The organism is Faecalibacterium sp. 3, from assembly GCF_048323735.1.
In the GTDB taxonomy this organism is placed as follows: Bacteria; Bacillota; Clostridia; order Oscillospirales; family Ruminococcaceae; genus Faecalibacterium; species Faecalibacterium wellingii.
This window is the reverse complement of the sequence record NZ_JBLWFN010000001.1, coordinates 246,058-266,129: the sequence shown is the minus strand read 5'-3', so window position 1 is coordinate 266,129 and position 20,072 is coordinate 246,058. Positions and strand designations below refer to the sequence as shown.

At 59.4% G+C, this 20,072-nt stretch carries 17 protein-coding genes; 12 read left to right on the top strand and 5 right to left on the bottom strand.

Annotated elements, in window-relative coordinates; genetic code table 11:
* The first annotated feature begins 208 nt into the window (after window positions 1-208).
* The 4 genes from pflB to ACNSPV_RS01165 all read left to right on the top strand — a co-directional run bounded on the left by pflB (window position 209) and on the right by ACNSPV_RS01165 (window position 6,101).
* Window positions 209-2,461 (top strand): formate C-acetyltransferase, encoded by a 2,253-nt coding sequence (pflB, locus tag ACNSPV_RS01180; protein WP_120080538.1) that lies wholly within the window; start codon window positions 209-211, stop codon window positions 2,459-2,461.
* Window positions 2,448-3,203 (top strand): pyruvate formate-lyase-activating protein, encoded by a 756-nt coding sequence (pflA, locus tag ACNSPV_RS01175; RefSeq protein ID WP_348584877.1) that lies wholly within the window; start codon window positions 2,448-2,450, stop codon window positions 3,201-3,203. Before pflB ends, pflA begins: the two co-directional genes overlap by 14 nt.
* A 401-nt stretch (window positions 3,204-3,604) precedes the next feature.
* The gene (cysS, locus tag ACNSPV_RS01170; RefSeq protein ID WP_339395032.1) at window positions 3,605-5,002 is read left to right on the top strand and encodes a cysteine--tRNA ligase; all 1,398 of its coding nucleotides are present in this window, start codon (window positions 3,605-3,607) and stop codon (window positions 5,000-5,002) included.
* A gap of 178 nt (window positions 5,003-5,180) precedes the next feature.
* Complete coding sequence (locus ACNSPV_RS01165) at window positions 5,181-6,101, top strand: ROK family protein (protein WP_348584878.1); 921 nt, start codon at window positions 5,181-5,183, stop codon at window positions 6,099-6,101.
* 91 nt (window positions 6,102-6,192) lie between these two features.
* Here the strand turns inward: ACNSPV_RS01165 and ACNSPV_RS01160 are convergent, their stop codons facing one another.
* Genes ACNSPV_RS01160 through ACNSPV_RS01150 form a run of 3 tightly spaced genes read right to left on the bottom strand, consistent with a single transcriptional unit; the run spans window position 6,193 to window position 9,778 of the window.
* On the bottom strand, window positions 6,193-7,788 hold the full coding sequence (locus ACNSPV_RS01160) for a glycosyltransferase family 4 protein (protein WP_348584879.1): 1,596 nt from the start codon (window positions 7,786-7,788) through the stop codon (window positions 6,193-6,195).
* A 24-nt stretch (window positions 7,789-7,812) separates the two neighbouring features.
* Window positions 7,813-8,604 (bottom strand): hypothetical protein, encoded by a 792-nt coding sequence (locus ACNSPV_RS01155; RefSeq protein WP_348584880.1) that lies wholly within the window; start codon window positions 8,602-8,604, stop codon window positions 7,813-7,815.
* Between the two features lie 58 nt (window positions 8,605-8,662).
* On the bottom strand, window positions 8,663-9,778 hold the full coding sequence (locus ACNSPV_RS01150) for an acyltransferase (RefSeq protein WP_348584881.1): 1,116 nt from the start codon (window positions 9,776-9,778) through the stop codon (window positions 8,663-8,665).
* 400 nt (window positions 9,779-10,178) lie between these two features.
* Between ACNSPV_RS01150 and ACNSPV_RS01145 the strand changes: the two genes are divergently transcribed.
* The 3 genes from ACNSPV_RS01145 (at window position 10,179) to ACNSPV_RS01135 (ending at window position 13,278) form a co-directional block, all read left to right on the top strand.
* Window positions 10,179-11,630, top strand: a complete 1,452-nt coding sequence (locus ACNSPV_RS01145) for a class I adenylate-forming enzyme family protein (protein WP_348584882.1) — start codon at window positions 10,179-10,181, stop codon at window positions 11,628-11,630.
* Window positions 11,631-11,817: 187 nt separating this feature from the next.
* Window positions 11,818-12,060: an acyl carrier protein gene (locus ACNSPV_RS01140; protein ID WP_044953961.1), complete on the top strand. Its 243-nt coding sequence runs from the start codon at window positions 11,818-11,820 to the stop codon at window positions 12,058-12,060.
* A gap of 6 nt (window positions 12,061-12,066) precedes the next feature.
* Window positions 12,067-13,278, top strand: coding sequence for a hypothetical protein (locus tag ACNSPV_RS01135; RefSeq protein ID WP_348584883.1), 1,212 nt, complete (start codon window positions 12,067-12,069; stop codon window positions 13,276-13,278).
* A gap of 54 nt (window positions 13,279-13,332) precedes the next feature.
* On the opposite strand, the gene ACNSPV_RS01130 is transcribed toward ACNSPV_RS01135, so the two are convergent.
* A complete protein-coding gene (locus ACNSPV_RS01130) occupies window positions 13,333-14,295 on the bottom strand; it encodes a biotin--[acetyl-CoA-carboxylase] ligase (RefSeq protein WP_348584884.1) in 963 nt (320 codons plus the stop codon).
* A gap of 161 nt (window positions 14,296-14,456) precedes the next feature.
* Between ACNSPV_RS01130 and ACNSPV_RS01125 the strand changes: the two genes are divergently transcribed.
* The 4 genes from ACNSPV_RS01125 to ACNSPV_RS01110 are packed head-to-tail and all read left to right on the top strand — an operon-like array spanning window position 14,457 to window position 17,067.
* Window positions 14,457-14,996: an RNA polymerase sigma factor gene (locus ACNSPV_RS01125; RefSeq protein ID WP_348584885.1), complete on the top strand. Its 540-nt coding sequence runs from the start codon at window positions 14,457-14,459 to the stop codon at window positions 14,994-14,996.
* Window positions 14,983-15,549, top strand: a complete 567-nt coding sequence (locus tag ACNSPV_RS01120) for a hypothetical protein (RefSeq protein WP_348584886.1) — start codon at window positions 14,983-14,985, stop codon at window positions 15,547-15,549. Before ACNSPV_RS01125 ends, ACNSPV_RS01120 begins: the two co-directional genes overlap by 14 nt.
* An 11-nt stretch (window positions 15,550-15,560) precedes the next feature.
* Window positions 15,561-16,241: a hypothetical protein gene (locus ACNSPV_RS01115; protein ID WP_348584887.1), complete on the top strand. Its 681-nt coding sequence runs from the start codon at window positions 15,561-15,563 to the stop codon at window positions 16,239-16,241.
* Entirely contained in the window at window positions 16,225-17,067 is an 843-nt protein-coding gene (locus tag ACNSPV_RS01110) for a hypothetical protein (protein WP_348584888.1), read from the top strand. The genes ACNSPV_RS01115 and ACNSPV_RS01110 overlap by 17 nt, the downstream gene beginning before the upstream one ends.
* A gap of 363 nt (window positions 17,068-17,430) precedes the next feature.
* Here the strand turns inward: ACNSPV_RS01110 and ACNSPV_RS01105 are convergent, their stop codons facing one another.
* Window positions 17,431-18,300: a phosphoribosylaminoimidazolesuccinocarboxamide synthase gene (locus ACNSPV_RS01105; protein WP_044953963.1), complete on the bottom strand. Its 870-nt coding sequence runs from the start codon at window positions 18,298-18,300 to the stop codon at window positions 17,431-17,433.
* A gap of 321 nt (window positions 18,301-18,621) precedes the next feature.
* Between ACNSPV_RS01105 and ACNSPV_RS01100 the strand changes: the two genes are divergently transcribed.
* Window positions 18,622-20,061 carry a 6-phospho-beta-glucosidase gene (locus ACNSPV_RS01100; protein ID WP_348584890.1) on the top strand — a complete coding sequence of 480 codons (1,440 nt, stop codon included), beginning with the start codon at window positions 18,622-18,624 and terminating at the stop codon, window positions 20,059-20,061.
* Window positions 20,062-20,072 lie beyond the last annotated feature (11 nt).

The following is a 20,072-nucleotide window of genomic DNA, read 5'->3' as shown; positions in this document are numbered from 1 at the left end:
TTCTATTGCATTTTAAAGTGGTTCTTGCTATTATAATAACGCAAGATTTTGTGGGCAGGTTTTCATTTTTGTCTACACCTTGTAGTCGGGGCTGCCGCAGCTGGCAGTTCAAGACCGTTTTGCCCCCAGAAAGCCGCCATACAGAGCGGTTTTTCAAAGGCTCATTAGTTAGAAAACGCTAACTGCGTAATGGAGCAAGGAGGTTCCAATGATCAATTTTGAACAGTGGGAAGGCTTTGAGGGCCGCATCTGGAAAGAAGAAGTCAATGTGCGCGACTTCATCCAGAAGAACTACACCCCGTATGACGGCGACGAAAGCTTTCTGGCCGGCCCCACCGAGGCGACCGACAAGCTGTGGGGTGCCCTGCAGAAGCTGCAGAAGGCCGAGCGCGCCAAGGGCGGCGTGCTGGATATGGAGACTGAGGTGGTCAGCAGCCTGACTGCTTACGGCCCCGGCTATATCGATGAAAGCCTGAAGGATCTGGAGCAGATCGTGGGTCTGCAGACCGACAAGCCCCTCAAGCGCGCCTTCATGCCCTACGGCGGCATCAAGATGGCGGAGCAGGCCTGCACCACTTACGGCTACCAGCCCAGCGAGGAGCTGCACAAGATCTTTACCGACTACACCCGCACCCACAATCAGGCAGTGTTTGACGCCTACACTCCTGAAATGAAGGCAGCCCGCCACACCCATATCATCACCGGCCTGCCGGATACCTATGGCCGCGGCCGCATCGTGGGCGATTACCGCCGCGTGGCCCTGTACGGCATCGATGCACTGATCAAGTTCAAGCAGGAGGACTTCGCTAACTGCGGCGACGGCACCATGACCGATGACGTCATCCGCCTGCGCGAGGAGATCGCCCGCCAGATCAGCGCCCTGAAGGGCATGAAGAAGATGGCCGAGGCCTACGGCTATGATATCTCTCAGCCCGCAAAGAACGCCAAGGAGGCCTGCCAGTGGCTGTACTTCGGCTATCTGGCCGCCATCAAGACCCAGAACGGCGCCGCCATGAGCGTGGGCCGCATCTCCACCTTCCTGGATATCTACATCCAGCGTGATCTGGACAACGGCACCCTGACCGAGACCCAGGCACAGGAGCTGATCGACCACATGGTCATGAAGTTCCGCATGGTCAAGTTTGCCCGCATCCCCAGCTACAACCAGCTGTTCTCCGGCGACCCCGTGTGGGCAACGCTGGAAGTGGGCGGCATCGGCATGGATGGCCGCAGCATGGTCACCAAGAACTGCTACCGCTTCCTGCACACGCTGGAAAACATGGGCCCTGCACCGGAGCCGAACCTGACTGTTCTGTACTCCTCCGCTCTGCCGGAGAGCTTCAAAAAATATGCCGCCAAGGTGTCCATCGATACCAGCTCTGTCCAGTACGAGAACGATGACGTGATGAAGCCCGTCTGGGGCGACGATTACTCCATCTGCTGCTGCGTGTCTGCCACCCAGACCGGCAAGGAGATGCAGTTCTTCGGTGCCCGCGCCAACCTTGCCAAGTGCCTGCTGTACGCCATCAACGGCGGTGTGGACGAGAAGAGCCACGAGCAGTGCGGCCCCAACTATGCCCCCATCACCAGCGAATACCTGAACTACGACGAGGTGTTGCCCAAGTATGTCCAGATGCTGGACTGGCTGGCTGGCCTGTACGTCAATGTGCTGAACCTGATCCAGTATATGCACGACAAATACTACTACGAGGAAGCCGAGATGGCCCTCATCGACACCGATGTGCGCCGCACCTTTGCCACCGGCATTGCAGGCTTCTCCCACGTCATCGACTCCCTGAGCGCCATCAAGTACGCCAAGGTCAAGGTGGTGCGTGACGAGAGCGGCCTTGCCACCGGCTTTGAGACCGAGGGCGACTTCCCCAAGTATGGCAACGACGACGACCGCGCCGACGAGATCGGCGTGTGGCTGCTGCGCACCTTCCTGGAGATGATCAAGAAGCGCCACACCTACCGCAACTCCGAGGCGACCACCTCCATCCTGACCATCACCTCCAACGTGGTGTACGGCAAGTACACCGGCGCTCTGCCGGACGGCCGTGCCGCCTTCACCCCGTTTGCTCCCGGTGCAAACCCCAGCTACGGCGCAGAGCAGAACGGCCTGCTGGCTTCCCTGAACTCGGTGGCAAAGCTGCCCTACCACTGGGCACTGGACGGTATCTCCAACACCCAGACCATCAACCCGGACGCTCTGGGCCACAGCGAAGGCGAGCGGGTGGAGAATCTGGTACAGGTCATGGACGGCTACTTCGATCAGGGTGCACACCACCTGAACGTGAACGTCTTTGGCAAGGAAAAGCTGCTGGACGCCATGGAGCATCCCGAGAAGGAGGAGTACGCCAACTTCACCATCCGCGTCTCCGGCTACGCCGTCAAGTTCATCGACCTGACCCGCGAGCAGCAGATGGACGTTATCTCCCGCACCTGCCATGCAGCCCTGTAATCCCATCGGCTATGTCCACTCGCTGGAATCCTTCGGCTCTGTGGACGGCCCCGGTGTGCGCTTTGTGGTGTTTTTGCAGGGGTGTGCCCTGCGGTGCAAATACTGCCACAACCCGGAAACGTGGGCTGCGGAGGGCGGCGAGGAATGGACGGCAGAAAAGCTGTTCCAGCGGGTCTACCGCTACCGCAACTACTGGGGCAAAAAGGGCGGCATCACGGTCAGCGGCGGCGAGCCGCTGCGCCAGATGGAGTTCCTGACGGCATTCTTCGAGCTGGCCCGCTCCAAAGGCGTGCACACGGCTCTGGATACCGCCGGGCAGCCCTTCCGGCCCGATGACCCGGATTATCTGGCCGGTTTCGACCGGCTGATGAAGTCCACCAGTCTGGTCATCCTCGATCTGAAGGAAATCGACCCGGAACGCCACCGGCAGCTCACCGGCAAAGACAATGCCAACATCCTTGCGATGGCGCGCCGCATCTCGGACCTCGGCATCCCGCTGTGGATCCGGCATGTGCTGGTGCCCGGCCTGACCGACGACGAGGAGGGCCTGCGCAGGACCGCAGACTTTATCCGCAGCCTGAAAACGGTGCAGCGGGTGGAGGTGCTGCCCTACCACACACTGGGTCTGTTCAAGTGGCAGAAGCTGGGCATCCCTTATCCGCTGCCGGACGCCGTGCCGCCCACAGCGGAGCAGGTGAAGCGTGCAGAAGAACTGCTGGAAGTGAGCCGGTATCCCGGGTAAGGCAAGACGATTTTAATTGCGCTCCGCTTCGCTCTGCGCATTCTGAATCCTTCCCCGTTCCACCTTGACTTCCCTGTGCGGCACCGCTATAATAAAGAGGTAAAAGGATAAATGCGTTTATCCGGGCAGAGTAGCGCCGCATATCGTCTGCGCAGAGAGAACAGGCCACTGGCTGGAAGCCTGTTTGCAGACTGCCGCGCAAAGTGCGCCCGGACAGCACGCGGCGGGAACCCCTACGGGAAGTATCGCCGTGCGGTGCGCCGCCGTTACCGGCTTTGAGCGACAAACAGAAGTGGAACCGCGATTTTGATAAAAAACCGCCTTCGGAGCTGTGCTTTGTGCACCGCTCCGGGGGCGGTTTGTTTTGCGGCTTCTGTCTGCCACAAAAAGGAGAATTGACCATGCAGATCTTCAACACCCTGACCCGCCAGAAAGAAGAATTTGTTCCGCAGGTGCCCGGTGAATACCGCATCTACGTCTGCGGCCCTACCGTTTATAACTATATCCACATCGGCAACGCCCGCCCGCTGATCGTGTTCGACACTCTGCGCCGCTACCTGGAGTACCGCGGCAACAAGGTGATCTACGTTTCCAACATCACCGACATCGACGATAAGCTCATCAAGAAGGGTCAGGAGGAGGGCACCTCCATGAAGGAGGTCGCTCAGCGCTTTGAGGCTGAGTACCTCAAGGATGCCGCCGGTCTGAACTGCAAAAAGCCCACCGTCCAGCCCCGGGCTACCGAGCATATCCAGCAGATTCTGGACATCGTGAAGGACCTGATCGACTCCGGCCATGCCTACGTTGCAAAGAACGGCGACGTGTATTTCCGGGTGAAGAGTGACCCCGGCTACGGCAAGCTGAGCCACCTGAAGCTGGACGATCTGGAAAGCGGCAACCGCGAGCTGCGCAGCCGCATGGACGACGACCTGAAGGAGGACCCCGCCGACTTTGCTGTGTGGAAGGCCGCAAAGCCCGGTGAGCCTGCATGGGAAAGCCCCTACGGCATGGGCCGCCCGGGCTGGCACATCGAGTGCAGTGCCATGAGCCGCACCCATCTGGGCAAGACCATCGACCTGCACTGCGGCGGTCAGGATCTGATCTTCCCTCACCACGAGAACGAGATCGCCCAGAGCGAGTGCGCCAACGGCTGCGAGTTCGCCCGCTACTGGATGCACAACGGCTTCATCAACGTGGACAATCAGAAGATGTCCAAGAGCCTGCACAACTTCTTCACCGTGCGGGACGTGGCGGACGTCTACGGCTACGAACCCATCCGCTATTTCATGCTGACCGCAGGCTACCGGATGCCCCTGAACTACACCGTGGACCTCATTGAAAGCTGCAAGAACAGCCTGGAGCGCCTGTACACCTGCCGCGAGAATCTGGATTTTGCCCTGACCAAGGACACCTTTGGCACCGACGAGACCCTGAAGGAAAAGGCTGCCGAGGCCCGCACCAAGTTCTGCACCGCCATGGACGATGACCTGAACACCCCGGATGCACTGGCTGCCGTGTTCGATCTGGTCAAGGAGATCAATACGCTGTCGGCTGTTTCCTCCAAGGACGCCCTGCAGACCGCTGCCGCCGCCTTTGACGAGATCACCGGCGTGCTGGGCCTGCTGTACAACCGCAAAAAGGACGAGGTGCCCGCCGAGGTGACTGAGCTGGTTGAGAAGCGCGCCGCCGCCAAGAAGGCCAAGGACTGGGCCACCGCCGACGCCATCCGCGCACAGCTGACCGAGCTGGGCTGGGCGGTCAAGGACACCGCACAGGGCCCGCAGCTGAGCAAACTGTAACACGTTCTAAAATGCCCTCCGTTTCACTCTGGGCATCTTTAGCGGAATTAGTATTTTAAATTTACAGCCCGGAAAGATCTGCGGATCTTTCCGGGCTGTTTTTGCCGCTTTTCTCTTTACATTCCAAACGCAATTTGCCATAATAAAACCAGAAATAACATGAGCGGAGGCAGGCACAATGAAGATCATGGTTTTTGATGTGGGCGGCACTGAGATCAAGTATTCGGTGATGGACGAAGGATTGAACCGCACCGATGCCGGGTCTGTGCCTACACCGCAGGATACGCAGAAGCATTTTCTCGACACATTATACGCTTTGTATTCGCAGCACCGGGATGAAGTAAGCGGCATCGCCATGGCCCTGCCCGGCTTTGTGGACACCCGCACCGGCTTTGTCTCCAACGGCGGGGCACTTCTGTATAACACCGGTACGCAGGTGGGGCAGCTGGTGCGCGAAAGATGCGGCTGTCCGGTCACGCTGGAAAATGACGGCAAGGCCGCTGCCCTTGCAGAGCTGCAGGCTGGTGCGCTGCAAGGCTGCTGCAACGCGGCGGTGTTTATCATCGGCACCGGTGTGGGCGGCGGCATCATCGCCAACGGCCAGCTGGTGCGGGGCATCCATTTTACCGCCGGGGAATACAGCTTTGTGAACACCAACGCTGACGAGTGGGAGAACACCGGAAAAACCATGGCCTGTCAGTGCAGCACCACCAATCTGCTGCAGTGGTACCGCGCCCGCAGGGGCCTGCCCGCCGATGCGCCCATGAATGGCAGACAGTTTTTTGATGCCGCCAATGCCGGAGAGCCGGAAGCGCTGGAAGTGCTGGAAAGGTTCTGCAAAGCGGTGGCGGTGCAGATCTACAATCTGACCGTCCTGCTGGATGTGGAAAAGGTGGCCATTGGCGGCGGTATCAGCAAGCAGCCGCTGCTGCTGGACAGCCTGCGCCGGGTATATGCCGGGCTGTTCGCTTCCCGGGGAGATTCGCCCTACATGATCGGTCTGCCGCGCACCGAGATCGTGCCCTGCCATTTCAGCAGTGAAGCCAATCAGGTGGGCGCGCTGTATGCCTGTCTGCACACGGTGGGCAGGATGGACTGAATCCGCTTCTGCCCTGCTCCTTCTGCGAAAAAAGAGGAAGATCCCGCCGGATCTTCCTCTTTTTTTCATGCTGCACAAAAACAGCGGACACTCAGGTGGTCAGTTCGTTCACCAGCCGCGTCAGAGTGGCAACGTAAGCTTCGTTGGAGTAATATTTCTCGTACATTTTCCGGCAGTCGGCCTTCATGGCGGCCAGCTGATCGGGGTGCAGGATGGCATGTTCCAGCACCTTTGCCAGCTGGTCGGGGTCGTCGTCCCGGTACACAAAGCCGTCCACGCCCTCGGTGATCAGCCCGGCAGTGCCGGTGTGCTCCGACACGATGGAGGGCTTGCCGAAGATCAGGCCCTCGGTGACGAAGGTGGGCATGGGGTCGTCGCGGGAGGCGCACACCACACAGGTGCACTGATCCATCAGGGACTTGATCTCCGGGCGTTCCAGCCGCTTGCGGTAGAACACGGTGTCCGGGTAATCCTCCACCAGTGCATCCACGGCACTCTTCAGGCTCTTGTCTGCGGCCTTGCCCACGAACAGGAAAGCGGCTTTCTGGCGCACTTCGGGCTTGAGCAGACGGATGGCGTTGCAGAAGATATCCTGACCCTTGCGGGGCTCAAAGGAGCCTACGGTCACGAACAGAGGGCGTCCGCCCGCGTAGCTGATATCATAGACCGGGAAGCTCTCCTGCGCGTAGTCCGGCAGGCCGTAGATCAGCTGTTCGATGTTAAAATCCGGCCGCACCGAATGCATGGCGGCAGTGGCGTGGGAGCCTACGGCGCACACATGCACATTGGAGTCCAGCGTTTTGGGGATCTTGTGCGCAATGAACGGATAGCCTGCAAAGGCATCGTGCAGCCACCACAGCACCGGCACAAAGGAGCCGTTCAGGGTGCTCACGGCGGCGGCCTCCACCACAGTATTGGCCAGCACAAAATCCGCACTGGTGGCAAGCCCCCACAGGGAGGAGCTCATCACGCAGTCGCTGCGGGTGACAACGGCCGCACCGGCATCCAGAAACAGCGGCAGAGAGCCATCGTCCGCAGGGCCCAGAACCACGACCTCGAAGCCCATGCTGCGCAGCACCGGCACGGCGCTCACCAGCACGATGGGGGCACCGGTCATGGTGAGCTCATGGCTCAGGATCAGAGCACGCTTTCCGGAGGCAGAGAACACATCATCGGCACACAGCTCCCGCCGGAAATGCAGCAGGGACTCCGGGATGCGGCGGCAGTTTTCTGCCATGGCGGTGGCAAGGCGCAGCAGCTCGGTCACGCTGTCCCTGCCGCGGGCAGCGGCGCGGATGCGGTCCAGAAGCTTCCGCGATACCATGGCACAGCGGCTGCAGGGGATGTGCTGGGTGCTCAGGTACAAGGCGGTGGAACCGTCAAAGCCAAAGGCGGCGTCGCACACCACAAGGTCTGCACCGGTGCGCAGGGCACCGGCAAAATAGGTCAGGGCAGTGGAGGTGCACTCCAGATCTTCGCTGACCAGCAGCACGCCCTCCACCGAGTCGGTCAGGGCGGGGGCCAGCTCCGTCACCAGCCGAAACTTGCGGTGCAGCTGGTTTTCCAGTGCGTGCTCCAGCGCCTGATGGCGGCCGGGCGCATACACCAGCAGATAGGTGCTCTGGGTATCGGTATACACCTGCTTCGTCAGCTGTTTACGCTGCAGGGTGCTGTAACTTGTGTACATAATGACACTCCTCTGCAAATCGTATCAATGACGGAACAGCCGGTGCAGCGCACGCAGCGGGGCGGTGAGCCGCCAGCTGCTGCTTTCGTACAGGTTTTCCAGCGAGTTTTCGTAGGCGGCGCGGCTGTTCTGCAGCTCGGTCAGCTGATTGTTCAGCCGGGTGTTCTCGGCAAGGGCGGCCTGCAGCTGCCCGCGGAGATCGTTCTGCTCCGCTTCGGCCCGCAGCTTGATGGCACTCAGGGCCTGCAGCAGGGCCTTGCCGGGCTGTTCGTGCTGGAAGCGGCCCAGCGGATAGTAATGATAGGTTACGGCAAACTTCATCCCGGCCGCAAAGGGCACTGTGCTCTGCACGGTCAGGTTGGGGTCCACATCCAGAAACAGCAGGCAGTCTTCCTGCAGCTGGATGCCGTTCATGGCGCGGCATTCCAGCCGCTCGTCCGAGATGCTCAGGTCAGTCACGCAGCAGGCCAGCTCACCGGGGTCCAGCCGCAGCGCACGGGCATCCGTGGGCAGGGTGAACACCGCAGAGACCTCGTGGGTCAGCTCGTCGTAGGCGTCCTCGGCAACGGTCAGGCATTCCCGCGGGGAATAGCCGGAGCCGGAATCGTAAAACAGCTGCGGCAGGGTGAGGGCGGCAGGCTCGTTGTCGCTGCCGTGCCTTGCCAGTGCGGCCTGATAGTTCAGCACCTGCTGTTCCAGCTCCAGACACCGCTGTGCCAGCCGGGATACGCCTTCGTCAGAGAGCTTGAGCTGCTGCTCAAGGTCGGCAGCGCGGCTGCGGGCCGCAGCAAGGGTCTCGGGGGCATCGTTGTTCATAACGGGATTCTCCTCTTACTTTTATGATAGGCTGCACCGCAGCAGCCGGAAAAACACCTTAATGCCGGGCGGTATAGTGCACGGCAGGGCTTTTGCGCCGTGCAGGGAAAAACCGGATGATGAGTGCACGGCGTGCACGCAGCAGCTCACACACCAGCCAGATGGAGCCCAGAGCGATGGCATATTGCAGCCACATGCCCAGCACCGGCCGGTCCGAAAATCTGGCTACCATCAGATACCAGGGAATGGCGATGATTTCCACGGTATGTATACAGAAGATGTGGAGCGAGCGTCGGCCCACCGCCTCCAGAAAGCGCACGATGCGGCCGTGGAAATGGCTGAGCCGCATGAACAGCCGGATGAATAAAAGACCGGCAGCACCGTCCAGAAAGATGCTCAGGGGGCCCAGCGACCACTCGGCCAGCGAGATGCAGTCGGTGGTGCGGGTGGCAAGAGCGCCTACGGCAATGAGTGCTGAGGCCCCCAGCAGCCCGGCAAAGACTTTGGGCGGCAGGGGCTCGTCCAGCAGATGCTTCTTTTTGGCAAGGAAGCCGATATAGAGATAGGGGACGATCACCGCGCCCTGGATCAGGCAGAAGGGCGGCTCCCACACAAGGCTGACGCCCCAGCCCAGCAGCGCACACCCGGCCACAGCCCAGGGAACGTACTGTTCCGGGAAGATGTTCAGGATCACATCCAGCAGGATCCAGCCCACCATGAGGGCCAGCAGATACCACATGGGCCCGCAGGAGAAAAATTCCTGCCCGAAATACTCTGCCGTGTGGGGCAGGCCCAGCAGAAAACCGCCGGTGACCTTGACCGACTCGCCGATGGTGCCGGGCAGGTACCGGAACGTTTTATAGTGGATGATAAAGTGCAGCACGCAGGTGAACAGTGCAGTATAGAGGTAAGGCTTGAGCAGACTTTTCAGCTGCTGGTGGATGCATTTGCCGATGGAGCGCTTGCGGAAGCCGTAGCCGCTGGCAATAAAGAAAGCGGCCATCAGCGCTTCGCGGTAGATGAACGGGAAAAACGCGGTCAGGGACAGGCCGCTGACCGCCTGCATGGGATAAAGCTCGGCGGTATGCGCAAAAACGATGATCAGCATACCGGCACCCTTGAGCATGTCGAACATGCCGATGGAGCTGACGGTGCGAGGTTTGGTTCCTTCCATGGAGGTTCCTTCCTTGCGCGGGACATTCCCTCAGAGCCGGACGCCGCACAATGCGTAGATTTTGAATGAAAAAGATAAAAATTTGTATGGATATGAACCCAGTATAATGCTTTTTGCACAGACTGTCAATTTTGAATTGCAGTCTGGCGGGCGGGGGACACATGCCGCCTGCAATAAGAGCATAGCACAGGCCGGGCGGCTTCGCAACGAAAGGCAGAATTTACATCTGGAAACGGTATGATGTGCAAGGCTTTGTTGTCAATGTTGGAAATTAAATGTTGCAAAACTCTTGCATTGACACGGGTCTTATTGTATACTGGGCACAGTTGGAAATGTCTGGAAGGATCTGTGTGGGCTTACACCGGTGCACCGGATCGGATGATAAAAATGGAGGAAAAAAATGATTACATCGCTGTATCAGTCCCTTTGCAATATGGAAACCAACATTGCAGACCGTGTGGCTCTGCGCTGGTATGATGAAGAAAAGCAGGGCGTTGCCGAGGTGCACTACGCACAGTATGCCCAGGATCTGCGCCGGTTCGTGGCGTTCCTGCGTGCAGAGTATGGCGACGTGCGCGGCAAGCGTGTGGCGATCCTGGCCCGCAACAGCTACCAGTATGTCATCTGCATGTACGGCACCGTGATCGCAGGCGGCGTGGCTGTGCCGCTGAACCTTGGCAAGGACTGGGATGCCATCTCCTACGAGCTGGGCCTCACCGAGCCGGTGTGCATCCTGCAGGATGGCGAGTTCGCGGAGCGGGAGCCTGCCCTCACCGAGACCTACGGCAGCATCCTGAAGCCCATGGACGCTTTTTCTGCCTATGAGCCTGCCGAGGACGTGACCGAGGTGGAGGACCTCTCTGCTCTGGCCTTTATCATGTTCACCTCCGGCACCACCGGCCGCAGCAAGGGCGTCATGCTGAGCCAGAAGAACCTGTTCAGCGCCATGCCGGCTTTCCTGAACCCCTTTGACGATGTGAAGAAGTACACAGGCTGGAACACCGACGAGTTCTCGTCCCTGTCCGCCCTGCCCATGTTCCACATCTCCGCCATGACCAGCCTTGTTTCGTGGAGCATCACCGGCCACTCCATCAACCTGTGCAACAACCTGAAGTATTTCTACCGTGATCTGGGTGCCATGCACAGCGAGGTGATGGCGGTGGTGCCGGTGCTGCTGAAGAGCATCTACAGCGATGTGATGAGGGGCCGCCGCGACCGCCTGAACGGCCTGTGCATGCTGACCTGCGGTGCTGCCATGTTCGACCCCAAGATGCTGAGTGATATGATGGAGAAGGGCTTCTTTGTGGCTCAGATGTACGGCCTGACCGAGACCTGCGGCGACGGTGCATGGAACTCCTCGCAGGAGGCAAAGTACCTGACCAGCGTGGGCCATGTGGACCTCAGCTGTGAATACAAGCTGGACGACGGCGAGCTGTGCATGCGGGGCGGCCCCATCATGCTGGGCTACTACAAGGACCCGGAAGGCACTGCAGAGGTCATCGATGCAGAGGGCTGGTTCCACACCGGCGACATTGCCCGGGTGGAAGAGGACGGCTACATGTACCTGACCGGCCGCAAGAAGAACGTGATCATTCTGGACAGCGGCGAGAACGTGAGCCCCGAGGAGCTGGAAAAGCTGCTGGTGCCCTGTGCGGACATTCGGGAGTGCATCGTGAAGGAAAAGGACAAGAAGATCTGTGCCCTCATCTACTGTGACCCTGCAAAGCAGGAGACTGTGAAGGAGTTCGTCACCGGGGTCAACCGCGGCCTGCCGCTGTACAAGCGCATGGTGCCGGAGCTCAGCGCACAGCCGCTGCCCCGCAACGCCATGGGAAAACTGCTGCGCCAGTGATACGGATGCGATAGAATGCCCACATGCATAAATGGGCCGGCAGACCGGAAGACTGATGACAGGAGTTCCGACAAAAAACAAGGCTTTGTTGCCGGAACCCTTGCGCACAGGAGAGAATCAGGGTATTATTATGGAAAGGCACAGGAGATTGTGCCTATTATCCGTCACGGAAAGGAAGAAAATTTCTATGGAACGAGCAGAGATCATTTCCCAGATCCTGGCCATCCTGGAGGATGTTGCCGAGGTCTCTCCCGAAGATGTGAACGAGAACAGCGTCCTGATGGACGATCTGGATCTGTCCTCAATGGAGATCCTGACCATTGTGGCAGACCTGGAGGAGACCTTCGGCCTGCGCATCCCCGAAAAGGAGCTGCGCAACTTTGTGACCATAGGGGATCTGGTGGATTATCTGGCGGCAAACGCGGGGTAACAGTTCATGAATGAGTCGCAGCGCTCGACGGAGTACATCTTTCAGGGAACGATGTATTTCTTCCGTCGGGAGAAGATCCTGTGCCGGTACCAGTTTGCGCTGCAGGACGCGGTGGAACCCGCTCTTTTGCAGCGTGCACTGGATACGGCGCTTTCGGCCGCACCGTACTATCAGGTACAGCTGGTGCAGGAAAAGCGGAGCTTTTTTCTGGAGCCGAACCCGAACCCCTGCCTTGTGTATCAGGGCAGTGCACAGCGCGATATCCCGGAGGAAACGAACGGCTATCTTTTCAGCGTGAGCTGTGAGGGAGACACCATCTATTTTGACTGGTATCATTTCCTCATGGACGGCCACGGGGTGTCGCCCTTCCTCACCCGCATTCTGGAACAGTACTGCAACCTGCGCTATGGCACGGCGTTTGCAAACACGCCCATCCTGTGCAGCCCGGCCTATGACATCGAGGCCATGATGGAAAAATATCCATCCCCCGCAGCCACCGAGAACACGATGCAGAGGGATGTGGTGCAGACCTACGAGGGCAGGATGCGCCGCACCCGGGTGCGGCTGACCAAGCAGAGCCTTGTGGACCGGGCAGTGGAGAACGGCGTCAAGCCCTTTACGGCGCTGGCAGGTCTGCTGAGCCTTGCACTGCGCAGCTATCTGGGCAAGGACGAGATCCAGTATTCCTACTCGGCAGATACCCGCAGGGAAGCGGGCGTGCCGGATGCCCTTTACAACTGCGTGTGCTCCTTCCAGAGCAGCGTGAAGCTGAACGATGATACCCGCCTTGCGGACATCGTGCCGGGCATGGACGCCTTTGTGCGCCGCAGCCTGCAGCCCGAAGTCAAGCTGCAGCGCATGGCCGAGCAGATGAGCTGGGTGTACAAGGTGGACCGGCAGAAAGCGCCCCTGCGCATCAAGCAGAGGGTGTTCCAGATGGGCGAGTACATCAGCGGTGTCTCGGCGGATTTCTGGCTCAGCTATCTGGGCAATCCGCTGCTGCCGGCCACGCCGGAGCTTCAGAAGTACACCAAAGACTTCAATGTCTGGGTCCCGCCGGATGGCGGCTCCATGGGCGTGGAAGCCTCCAGCCTGAACGGCATTATCACCCTGTGCATCGAGAACAAGGCCGAAATGCCCGGCCTTGCCGGGATGATCCGCACCGCCTTTGAAAAAGAGGACATCACGGTGCTGGAAGCCGTGGATCTGGATACATAAGTGCAGAACATAAAAAGCACTCTTTCCGGGCAGGAAAGGGTGCTTTTTTGCGTCTTATTCGGTCCGTGCAGGCCGTGTGGTCACCTCGCCGCAGCGCAGAGCCTCCTGTCGGCCGTTCTCCCGCTGGATGACCAGCCGCCCTTCCTCGTCGATGGCAAGGGCCTTTGCGGCGTAGGTCTCGGTCTCGGCACACACCGTCACCCAGTGGCCGGGCACAAAGCACCGGGCGCGGTACTCATCCAGACAGTCAAAGCCGGGGCAGAGGGCCAGCAGCTCCCGGGCAATGGCCCCGGCCAGTGCGGCCCGGCTCACCGGGGCAGGCCCGCCGGGGTACAGGCTCCCGGCCCTGCGGGCCAGCTCCTCCGGCCAGTCGGCGGCGGTAGAGGTAAGGTTCAGCCCGATGCCCACCACCAGCCATTCCAGCTGTCCGCTCTCGAGGTCGGTCCCCGCCTCGGTCAGGATGCCGCAGACCTTTCGGCCCTGATAGTACAGGTCGTTGACCCACTTGATGGCAAGCTCCAGCCCGCAGAGCTTTTTCACGGCACGGCAGACCGCCACCGCGGCGCTGATGGTAGCGGTCTGGGCATTGGCGGCGGGCATTTCCGGGCGCAGCAGCACAGAGCAGTAAACGCCCTTGCCTGCCGGGCTTTCAAATCTCCGGCCCAGCCTGCCGCGTCCGGCGCTCTGGTGGGCGGTGAGCACCAGCGTGCCATGGGGTGCCCCATCCAGCGCCAGCAGCTTTGCCGTGCGGTTGGAGCTTTCCAACGTGTCATATAAATAGATGGGTGCAGGGTAGTCCCCGATGGCTTCGGTGCAGAACGGGTCACCGCCAGCCAGCCGGTAGCCCCGGCGGGGCGCAGCTTCCAGCGCGTACCCTTGGGCCGTGAGGGCCGCAGCGGCCTTGTGTACCGCCGCGCGGCTCACGCCGAGGGTCTCGGCCAGCTGCTGGCCGGAAACGTAGCTGCCCCCGGCAGAGGAAAGTGCCTGCAAAAGTGCCTGACGGGTACTGACAGCCATGGCCGAATGCCTCCTTTTGTGCTATACTATTTCTATTGTATCATAAAAATAAAATTTTTTGCAGGATTTTGAATGGCTGTTTCGTATGAATGTGCAGAAGGGCAATGCAGGGGCTGCACTTCGTCGGACCGGGACGAAACCGAAAGGAGGTGGGTGGATCGTTGACGACCTTGGAATTCAGCGCGATGGTGCAAAAATACCAGTCGCTCGTGTATACGGTCTGCCACCAGCTGGTGCCGGATGCCGGCGATGCGCAGGACCTGACTCAGGAGACCTTTCTGGCGGCATGGCGGGCCATTGACCGCTGCCCGCCCGGGTTTGAAAAACAGTGGCTGGCGCGCATCGCTTCCAACAAGGCAAAAGACTATCTGCGCAGCGCATGGGTGCGCCGGGTGAACACCCCCGGCGATGAGGTGCTGGCACTGGAGGGAGCGCCGCCCGGCACCCAGCCGGAAAAGCAGGTGCTGGATGCTCTGGGCGAAGAAGAGCTCACCGCCATGATCCTGGACCTGCGGGAGCCCTACAGAACGCCCTGCCGTCTGGTGCTGCTGGAACAGCACACCATGGCCGAGGCGGCACAGCTGTGCGGCCGCCCGCCCAAGACGGTGGAGGCGCAGATCTACCGGGCCAAAAAGATGCTGGCACAGCAGATATTACAGCGTGAGCGCTGCGGAGGGGAGTGTGTACATGGAACTGTTTGACAAAAACGGCTGCCTGACCGACGAAGGCCTGCAGGCCCTGCAGGCAGGCGGGCTGGATGAGCTGGGACGGCTGGAAACAGCCGAGCACCTTGCCTACTGCGATAAATGCATGGACCGTTACACGGCCCTGCTGACGGCAGATGCACTGGAAACGCCGCCGCACTCCGCGCACAAGGCTGTGATGGCCGCCGTCTGGGTGCGGCTGATGCAGAACACATGGGGCCGCGCTGCAGTGGCCGGTGTGGCAGCAGTGCTGGCGTTCACCATGTGGCGCTCCGGTACCGTGGAGCAGCTGCTGGACTTCCGGCAGGAGCTGCGCAGCTGGACACAGGAAGCCAGCCAGAGCCAGACCGAAGAACCTGCGCAGCTGGGCCGACCGGTGGAGGATGGCCGTCGGCCTGCCGAGCCGAAAACACTGGGTCGACCGGTGGAGGACGAAGAGCCGAAGCCGCAGGCGTCTTTTTCAAAGGCGGTCAATGATCTGCTGTTCGGGGCCCACAGCCCGGCGGCAGAGAACAACAGAGATCTGCCGCTTACCGATCAAACGAAATGAGGGAATCAATCATGATGAAAAACGGGATTTTGACCTTTATCTTTGCCTTCTGCCCGGGCGCAGGCCAGATGTATCAGGGCTATATGAAGCGCGGCCTTTCGCTGATCACAATGTTCTGCCTGTTCGTTGTAATTGGCGTATCTACGCTGGAAGTGCTGACCATCGGCTGTGTCATCGTGTGGATGTACAGCTTTTTTGACACCTTCAATCTCCGGGCGCAGATCGGCGCAGGCACCGCCCCGGAGGACGATTATCTGGTGCATATCAACTGGAAGGACCAGCGGATGCAGGAGTTCATGATGGACAGCCACAAACTGCTGGGCTGGGGCCTGATCGTGCTGGGCGCACTGGTGGCCTACCAGAACATCCTTATGAACACGCTGGGGGATATCGTGTGGCGCTGGGGCCAGAGCAGCCCCTTCTTCCGCGCACTTTACCTGATGATGGATCAGCTGCCGGAGATCGTGGTGTGCGTGGCCCTGATCATCTGCGGTGCGTGGCTGGTGCGCGGCCCCAAGGGCAGAAAGCCGAAGCAGAAGGCCGCGGACGCCGATTTTACCGAGTATGCCGCACAGGAAACACCGGCCGGGCCGGAGAAAAAGGGCTTTACAATGCCCAAGCTCTCGGCCCTGCTGGGCAAGCCTGTGACCCCGGAGGACGAGACGGAGGACGAGGATGGACGAGAAGAATGAGACCGGCTCTGCTGCCCCGGAAATGCCCGGGAAACAGCCGCCGCTGCGCCGGGTGGGCAGCTTTACGCTGGGTGCATGCCTGATCGCGGCGGGCATCTTCTTTCTGCTCACCTATTTTGTGCCGGGCTTTCCCACACAGCCGGTGCTCCGGATCGTCCCGGCAGCAGGCCTTGTGATGCTGGGCGGCGAGGTGCTCTTTTTTGCCGCTCGGCCGGGCCGCTGGAAATACGATTTCTGGTCGGTGCTGATCTGCCTTGTGCTCATGGGCGGGTGCTTCTGCCTGTCCCTGCTGCCGGTGGTGTGGGAGGAGATCGGCCCGGAGCGGGATCAGGCAAGCATGAAGCTCAGCCAGCAGTACACCGCCGATGCCTATGCGCAGATCCGGAAATCTGACCCGGATGCCCCGGTAAAGGACATCAGCGGGAACGTGTATCTCTATACCGGAGCGGTGAAAACGCTGGAGGACATAGATGGTGGCAGCGGCTATGTGACCCTCGATGTGGAGCTGTCCGGCAGCTACGGCAGTGCAGAGCAGTTTGCACAGGCCTGCCGCAGCATGACGGATGCGGTGCAGCAGTGCCGCCCGCAACCCGATACGCTGATCTTTGCATGGTCGCCGGACAACGACCCGGGCCAGAGCCTTGGTACGGGAACACTGCAGCAGGTGGAGCAGTACACGCTGAAGCTGGTGGGCATTGCGCAGCTGGACTGGACAGCGGAGCAGATGGCAAAGCAGACCGAGGTGCAGTACCTGCTGGACGAAGAAAACGAAGAAACGGCAGAGTCCGAAGATGCTTCCGTGGAAAGCGCAGAGCTGAGCGAGTGAAACAAAAAAATGCTTCCGTGCGCCGCACGGAAGCATTTTTTTGTTGAAATCAGCCGAAAACGATGTTATGCTATCTCTGCTGCTGAAAGGCGGCGGGGCACTGCAAACAACGGCAGGCGGTTCGGCCCTCACTTCCGAAAGGAGGTGAGTACATGCCAATTACTTTGACATTCCACTTGTTTGGATTGACATTCACCATTCGCGTGAAAAAGTAAGAACCGCCACCCGGCACGGTGACGGTTCTCAAAAACTGTAAACCTTGAACTGGGGCCAACCGCTTGTCGCAGTGCCCTTTCTATAGACATTATAGCGAATCCCGGCAGAGCTGTCAAGCATCTGCCGGGATTCGTTTTATCGTAAAATTTACAGCTTTTTGCCGGTGAGCAGCTCGTAGGCCTCCAGATACTTGGCAATGGTCTTGTCAATCACGTCCTGCGGCAGGTCGTAGTTGCTGTCGGGGTTGGCCTTGAGCCAGTCGCGAACGAACTGCTTGTCGAAGGAAGGCTGGCTGTGGCCCGGCTCATAGCCCTCCAGCGGCCAGAAGCGGGAGGAATCCGGGGTGAGCATCTCGTCGCCCAGCACTACGTTGCCGTTCTCATCCAGACCAAACTCAAACTTGGTGTCGGCAATGATGATGCCGCGGGAGAGCGCATACTCAGCACACTTCTTGTACAGGGCAATGGTGTAGTCGCGCAGCTTGGTGGCATACTCCTCGCCGTGGCCGGGGAACTGCTTTTCCAGCACCTCGATGCTCTTTTCGTAGGAGATGTTCTCGTCGTGGTCGCCGATCTCGGCCTTGGTGGAGGGAGTGTAGATAGGCTCGGGCAGCTTGTCGGATTCCTTCAGGCCCTCGGGCAGCTGGATGCCGCACACCTTGCCGGTCTTCTGGTAGCTGGCCCAGCCGCTGCCGGTGATGTAGCCGCGCACGATGCACTCGATGGGCAGCATGGTCAGCTTACGGCACATCATGCTGTTGCCGTCGAACTGGGGCTGCTGGAAGAACTCCGGCATATCCTTCACGTCCACGCTCAGCATGTGGTTGGGCAGCAGATCGCGGGTGTAATCGAACCAGAACTTGCTCATCTGGGTCAGAACAGTGCCCTTTTTGGTGACCTTGTTTTTCAGGATGACGTCAAACGCGGAAATGCGGTCGGTAGCAACCATGATGAGGCTGTCACCGTTATCATAGATCTCACGGACCTTGCCTTCTTTAATGGGCTTGAACTCAGTCATAATCAAACACTCCATTTTCCAATGCCGAAAAAGCGGCGGTGTATCTTACCTGATTATTGTACCATGTCTGCGGACAGTTTGAAAGAAACAGAATGAAAGGAAAATAGGGCTGTTTTTGCATTTTTCTCGTGAAAAATGTACGAAAAATAAAAGTGAAATTCGGCGATTTGACGATAAAAGTCGTACTTTCACAACAATGAAGCAGTTTTTTGTAAAATGCGGGCATAGACACAGAGCGGATTGTGCGGTATTTTATACTAGATAAAGCAGGGCCCCGGCCTGTCCGGTGCCGGAAAGATAGAAAACAGGGAGGTTTTACGTATGGGCAGTTTCCCGAAAGATTTTCTGTGGGGCGGTGCCACCGCTGCCAATCAGTGCGAAGGCGCATGGCAGGCGGGCGGCAAGGGCCTTGCCACCGTGGATGTGACCCCGTTTGGCGCTGACCGCTTTCCGGTAGCGCTGGGCCGGCTGGAAATGCTGGAATGCGACGACAGGCACTATTACCCCAGCCACGAGGCCATTGACCTGTATCACCACTACAAAGAGGATATCGCCCTCTTTGCCGAGATGGGCTTCCGGTGTTTCCGGCTGTCCATCGCATGGACCCGCATCCTGCCAAACGGCGATGATGCCCAGCCGAGCGAAGAGGGCCTTGCCTTCTACGATGCAGTGTTCGATGAATGTCATAAATATGGGATCGAGCCGCTTGTTACCATCTGCCACTTTGATACGCCCATTGCCCTCATCAAAAAATACGGCGGCTGGAAGGACCGCCGCATGGTGGATGCCTATGTGCACTACTGTGAGGTGCTGTTCGACCGGTACAGGGGCAAGGTGAAATACTGGCTGACCTTCAACGAGATCAACATGCTGCTGCATCTGCCCTTCACCGGCGCAGGGCTGGTGTTCCATCCGGGTGAAAACGTAAAGCAGGTGCAGTATCAGGCGGCACATCATGAGCTGGTGGCCAGCGCAAAGGCCGTGAAGCTGGCCCACGAAAAGATGCCCGGTGCCATGGTGGGCTGTATGCTGGCAGCGGGCCAGTATTACCCGCGCACCTGTGCACCGGAGGATATCCGCGCCGCACAGGAAGCGGACCGCGACAACTACTTCTTTACCGATGTGCAGGCCCGTGGGGCCTACCCGGTGTGGGCCGGAAAACGGATGGAGCGGGCAGGCATCGTGCTGCAGACCGAGCCGGAGGACGAAAAGACCCTGCGGGATGGTACTGTGGACTTTGTTTCCTTCAGCTACTATTCCAGCCGCTGCATCACCACGGACAAGGAGATCCTGGCAGAAGAAAAGGCCGACGGCAATGCGGTGATGGAAGCTGTAAAGAACCCCTACCTCAAGGCCAGCGAGTGGGGCTGGGCCATCGACCCGGTGGGCCTGCGCGTGACGTTGAACACCATCTATGACCGGTATGAGAAGCCCATGTTCATTGTGGAGAACGGTCTGGGTGCGGTGGACACGGTGGAGCCGGATGGCTCCATCCACGACAGCTACCGGATCGATTATCTGCGGGCCCACATTGAACAGATGGAAAAGGCCATCAACGAGGATGGCCTGCCGCTGATGGGCTACACCACATGGGGACCCATCGATCTGGTGAGCGCCTCTACCGGCGAAATGAAAAAGCGCTACGGCTTTATCTATGTGGATAAGGACAACGACGGCAGGGGCACTCTGGCCCGCAGCCGCAAGGACAGCTTTTACTGGTACAAAAAGGTCATTGCTTCAAACGGCTCTGACCTTGCATAAAATACAAAAAC

Bases quoted from the DNA above. Each gene is read 5' to 3' on its own strand.
- ACNSPV_RS01150 (WP_348584881.1), bottom strand. From the start codon at position 9,778: ATGGAAGGAACCAAACCTCGCACCGTCAGCTCCATCGGCATGTTCGAC.
- ACNSPV_RS01100 (WP_348584890.1), top strand. From the start codon at position 18,622: ATGGGCAGTTTCCCGAAAGATTTTCTGTGGGGCGGTGCCACCGCTGCC.
- ACNSPV_RS01165 (WP_348584878.1), top strand. From the start codon at position 5,181: ATGAAGATCATGGTTTTTGATGTGGGCGGCACTGAGATCAAGTATTCG.
- cysS (WP_339395032.1), top strand. From the start codon at position 3,605: ATGCAGATCTTCAACACCCTGACCCGCCAGAAAGAAGAATTTGTTCCG.
- pflA (WP_348584877.1), top strand. From the start codon at position 2,448: ATGCAGCCCTGTAATCCCATCGGCTATGTCCACTCGCTGGAATCCTTC.
- ACNSPV_RS01145 (WP_348584882.1), top strand. From the start codon at position 10,179: ATGATTACATCGCTGTATCAGTCCCTTTGCAATATGGAAACCAACATT.
- ACNSPV_RS01130 (WP_348584884.1), bottom strand. From the start codon at position 14,295: ATGGCTGTCAGTACCCGTCAGGCACTTTTGCAGGCACTTTCCTCTGCC.
- ACNSPV_RS01160 (WP_348584879.1), bottom strand. From the start codon at position 7,788: ATGTACACAAGTTACAGCACCCTGCAGCGTAAACAGCTGACGAAGCAG.
- ACNSPV_RS01105 (WP_044953963.1), bottom strand. From the start codon at position 18,300: ATGACTGAGTTCAAGCCCATTAAAGAAGGCAAGGTCCGTGAGATCTAT.
- pflB (WP_120080538.1), top strand. From the start codon at position 209: ATGATCAATTTTGAACAGTGGGAAGGCTTTGAGGGCCGCATCTGGAAA.
- ACNSPV_RS01110 (WP_348584888.1), top strand. From the start codon at position 16,225: ATGGACGAGAAGAATGAGACCGGCTCTGCTGCCCCGGAAATGCCCGGG.
- ACNSPV_RS01115 (WP_348584887.1), top strand. From the start codon at position 15,561: ATGATGAAAAACGGGATTTTGACCTTTATCTTTGCCTTCTGCCCGGGC.
- ACNSPV_RS01120 (WP_348584886.1), top strand. From the start codon at position 14,983: ATGGAACTGTTTGACAAAAACGGCTGCCTGACCGACGAAGGCCTGCAG.
- ACNSPV_RS01140 (WP_044953961.1), top strand. From the start codon at position 11,818: ATGGAACGAGCAGAGATCATTTCCCAGATCCTGGCCATCCTGGAGGAT.
- ACNSPV_RS01155 (WP_348584880.1), bottom strand. From the start codon at position 8,604: ATGAACAACGATGCCCCCGAGACCCTTGCTGCGGCCCGCAGCCGCGCT.
- ACNSPV_RS01135 (WP_348584883.1), top strand. From the start codon at position 12,067: ATGAATGAGTCGCAGCGCTCGACGGAGTACATCTTTCAGGGAACGATG.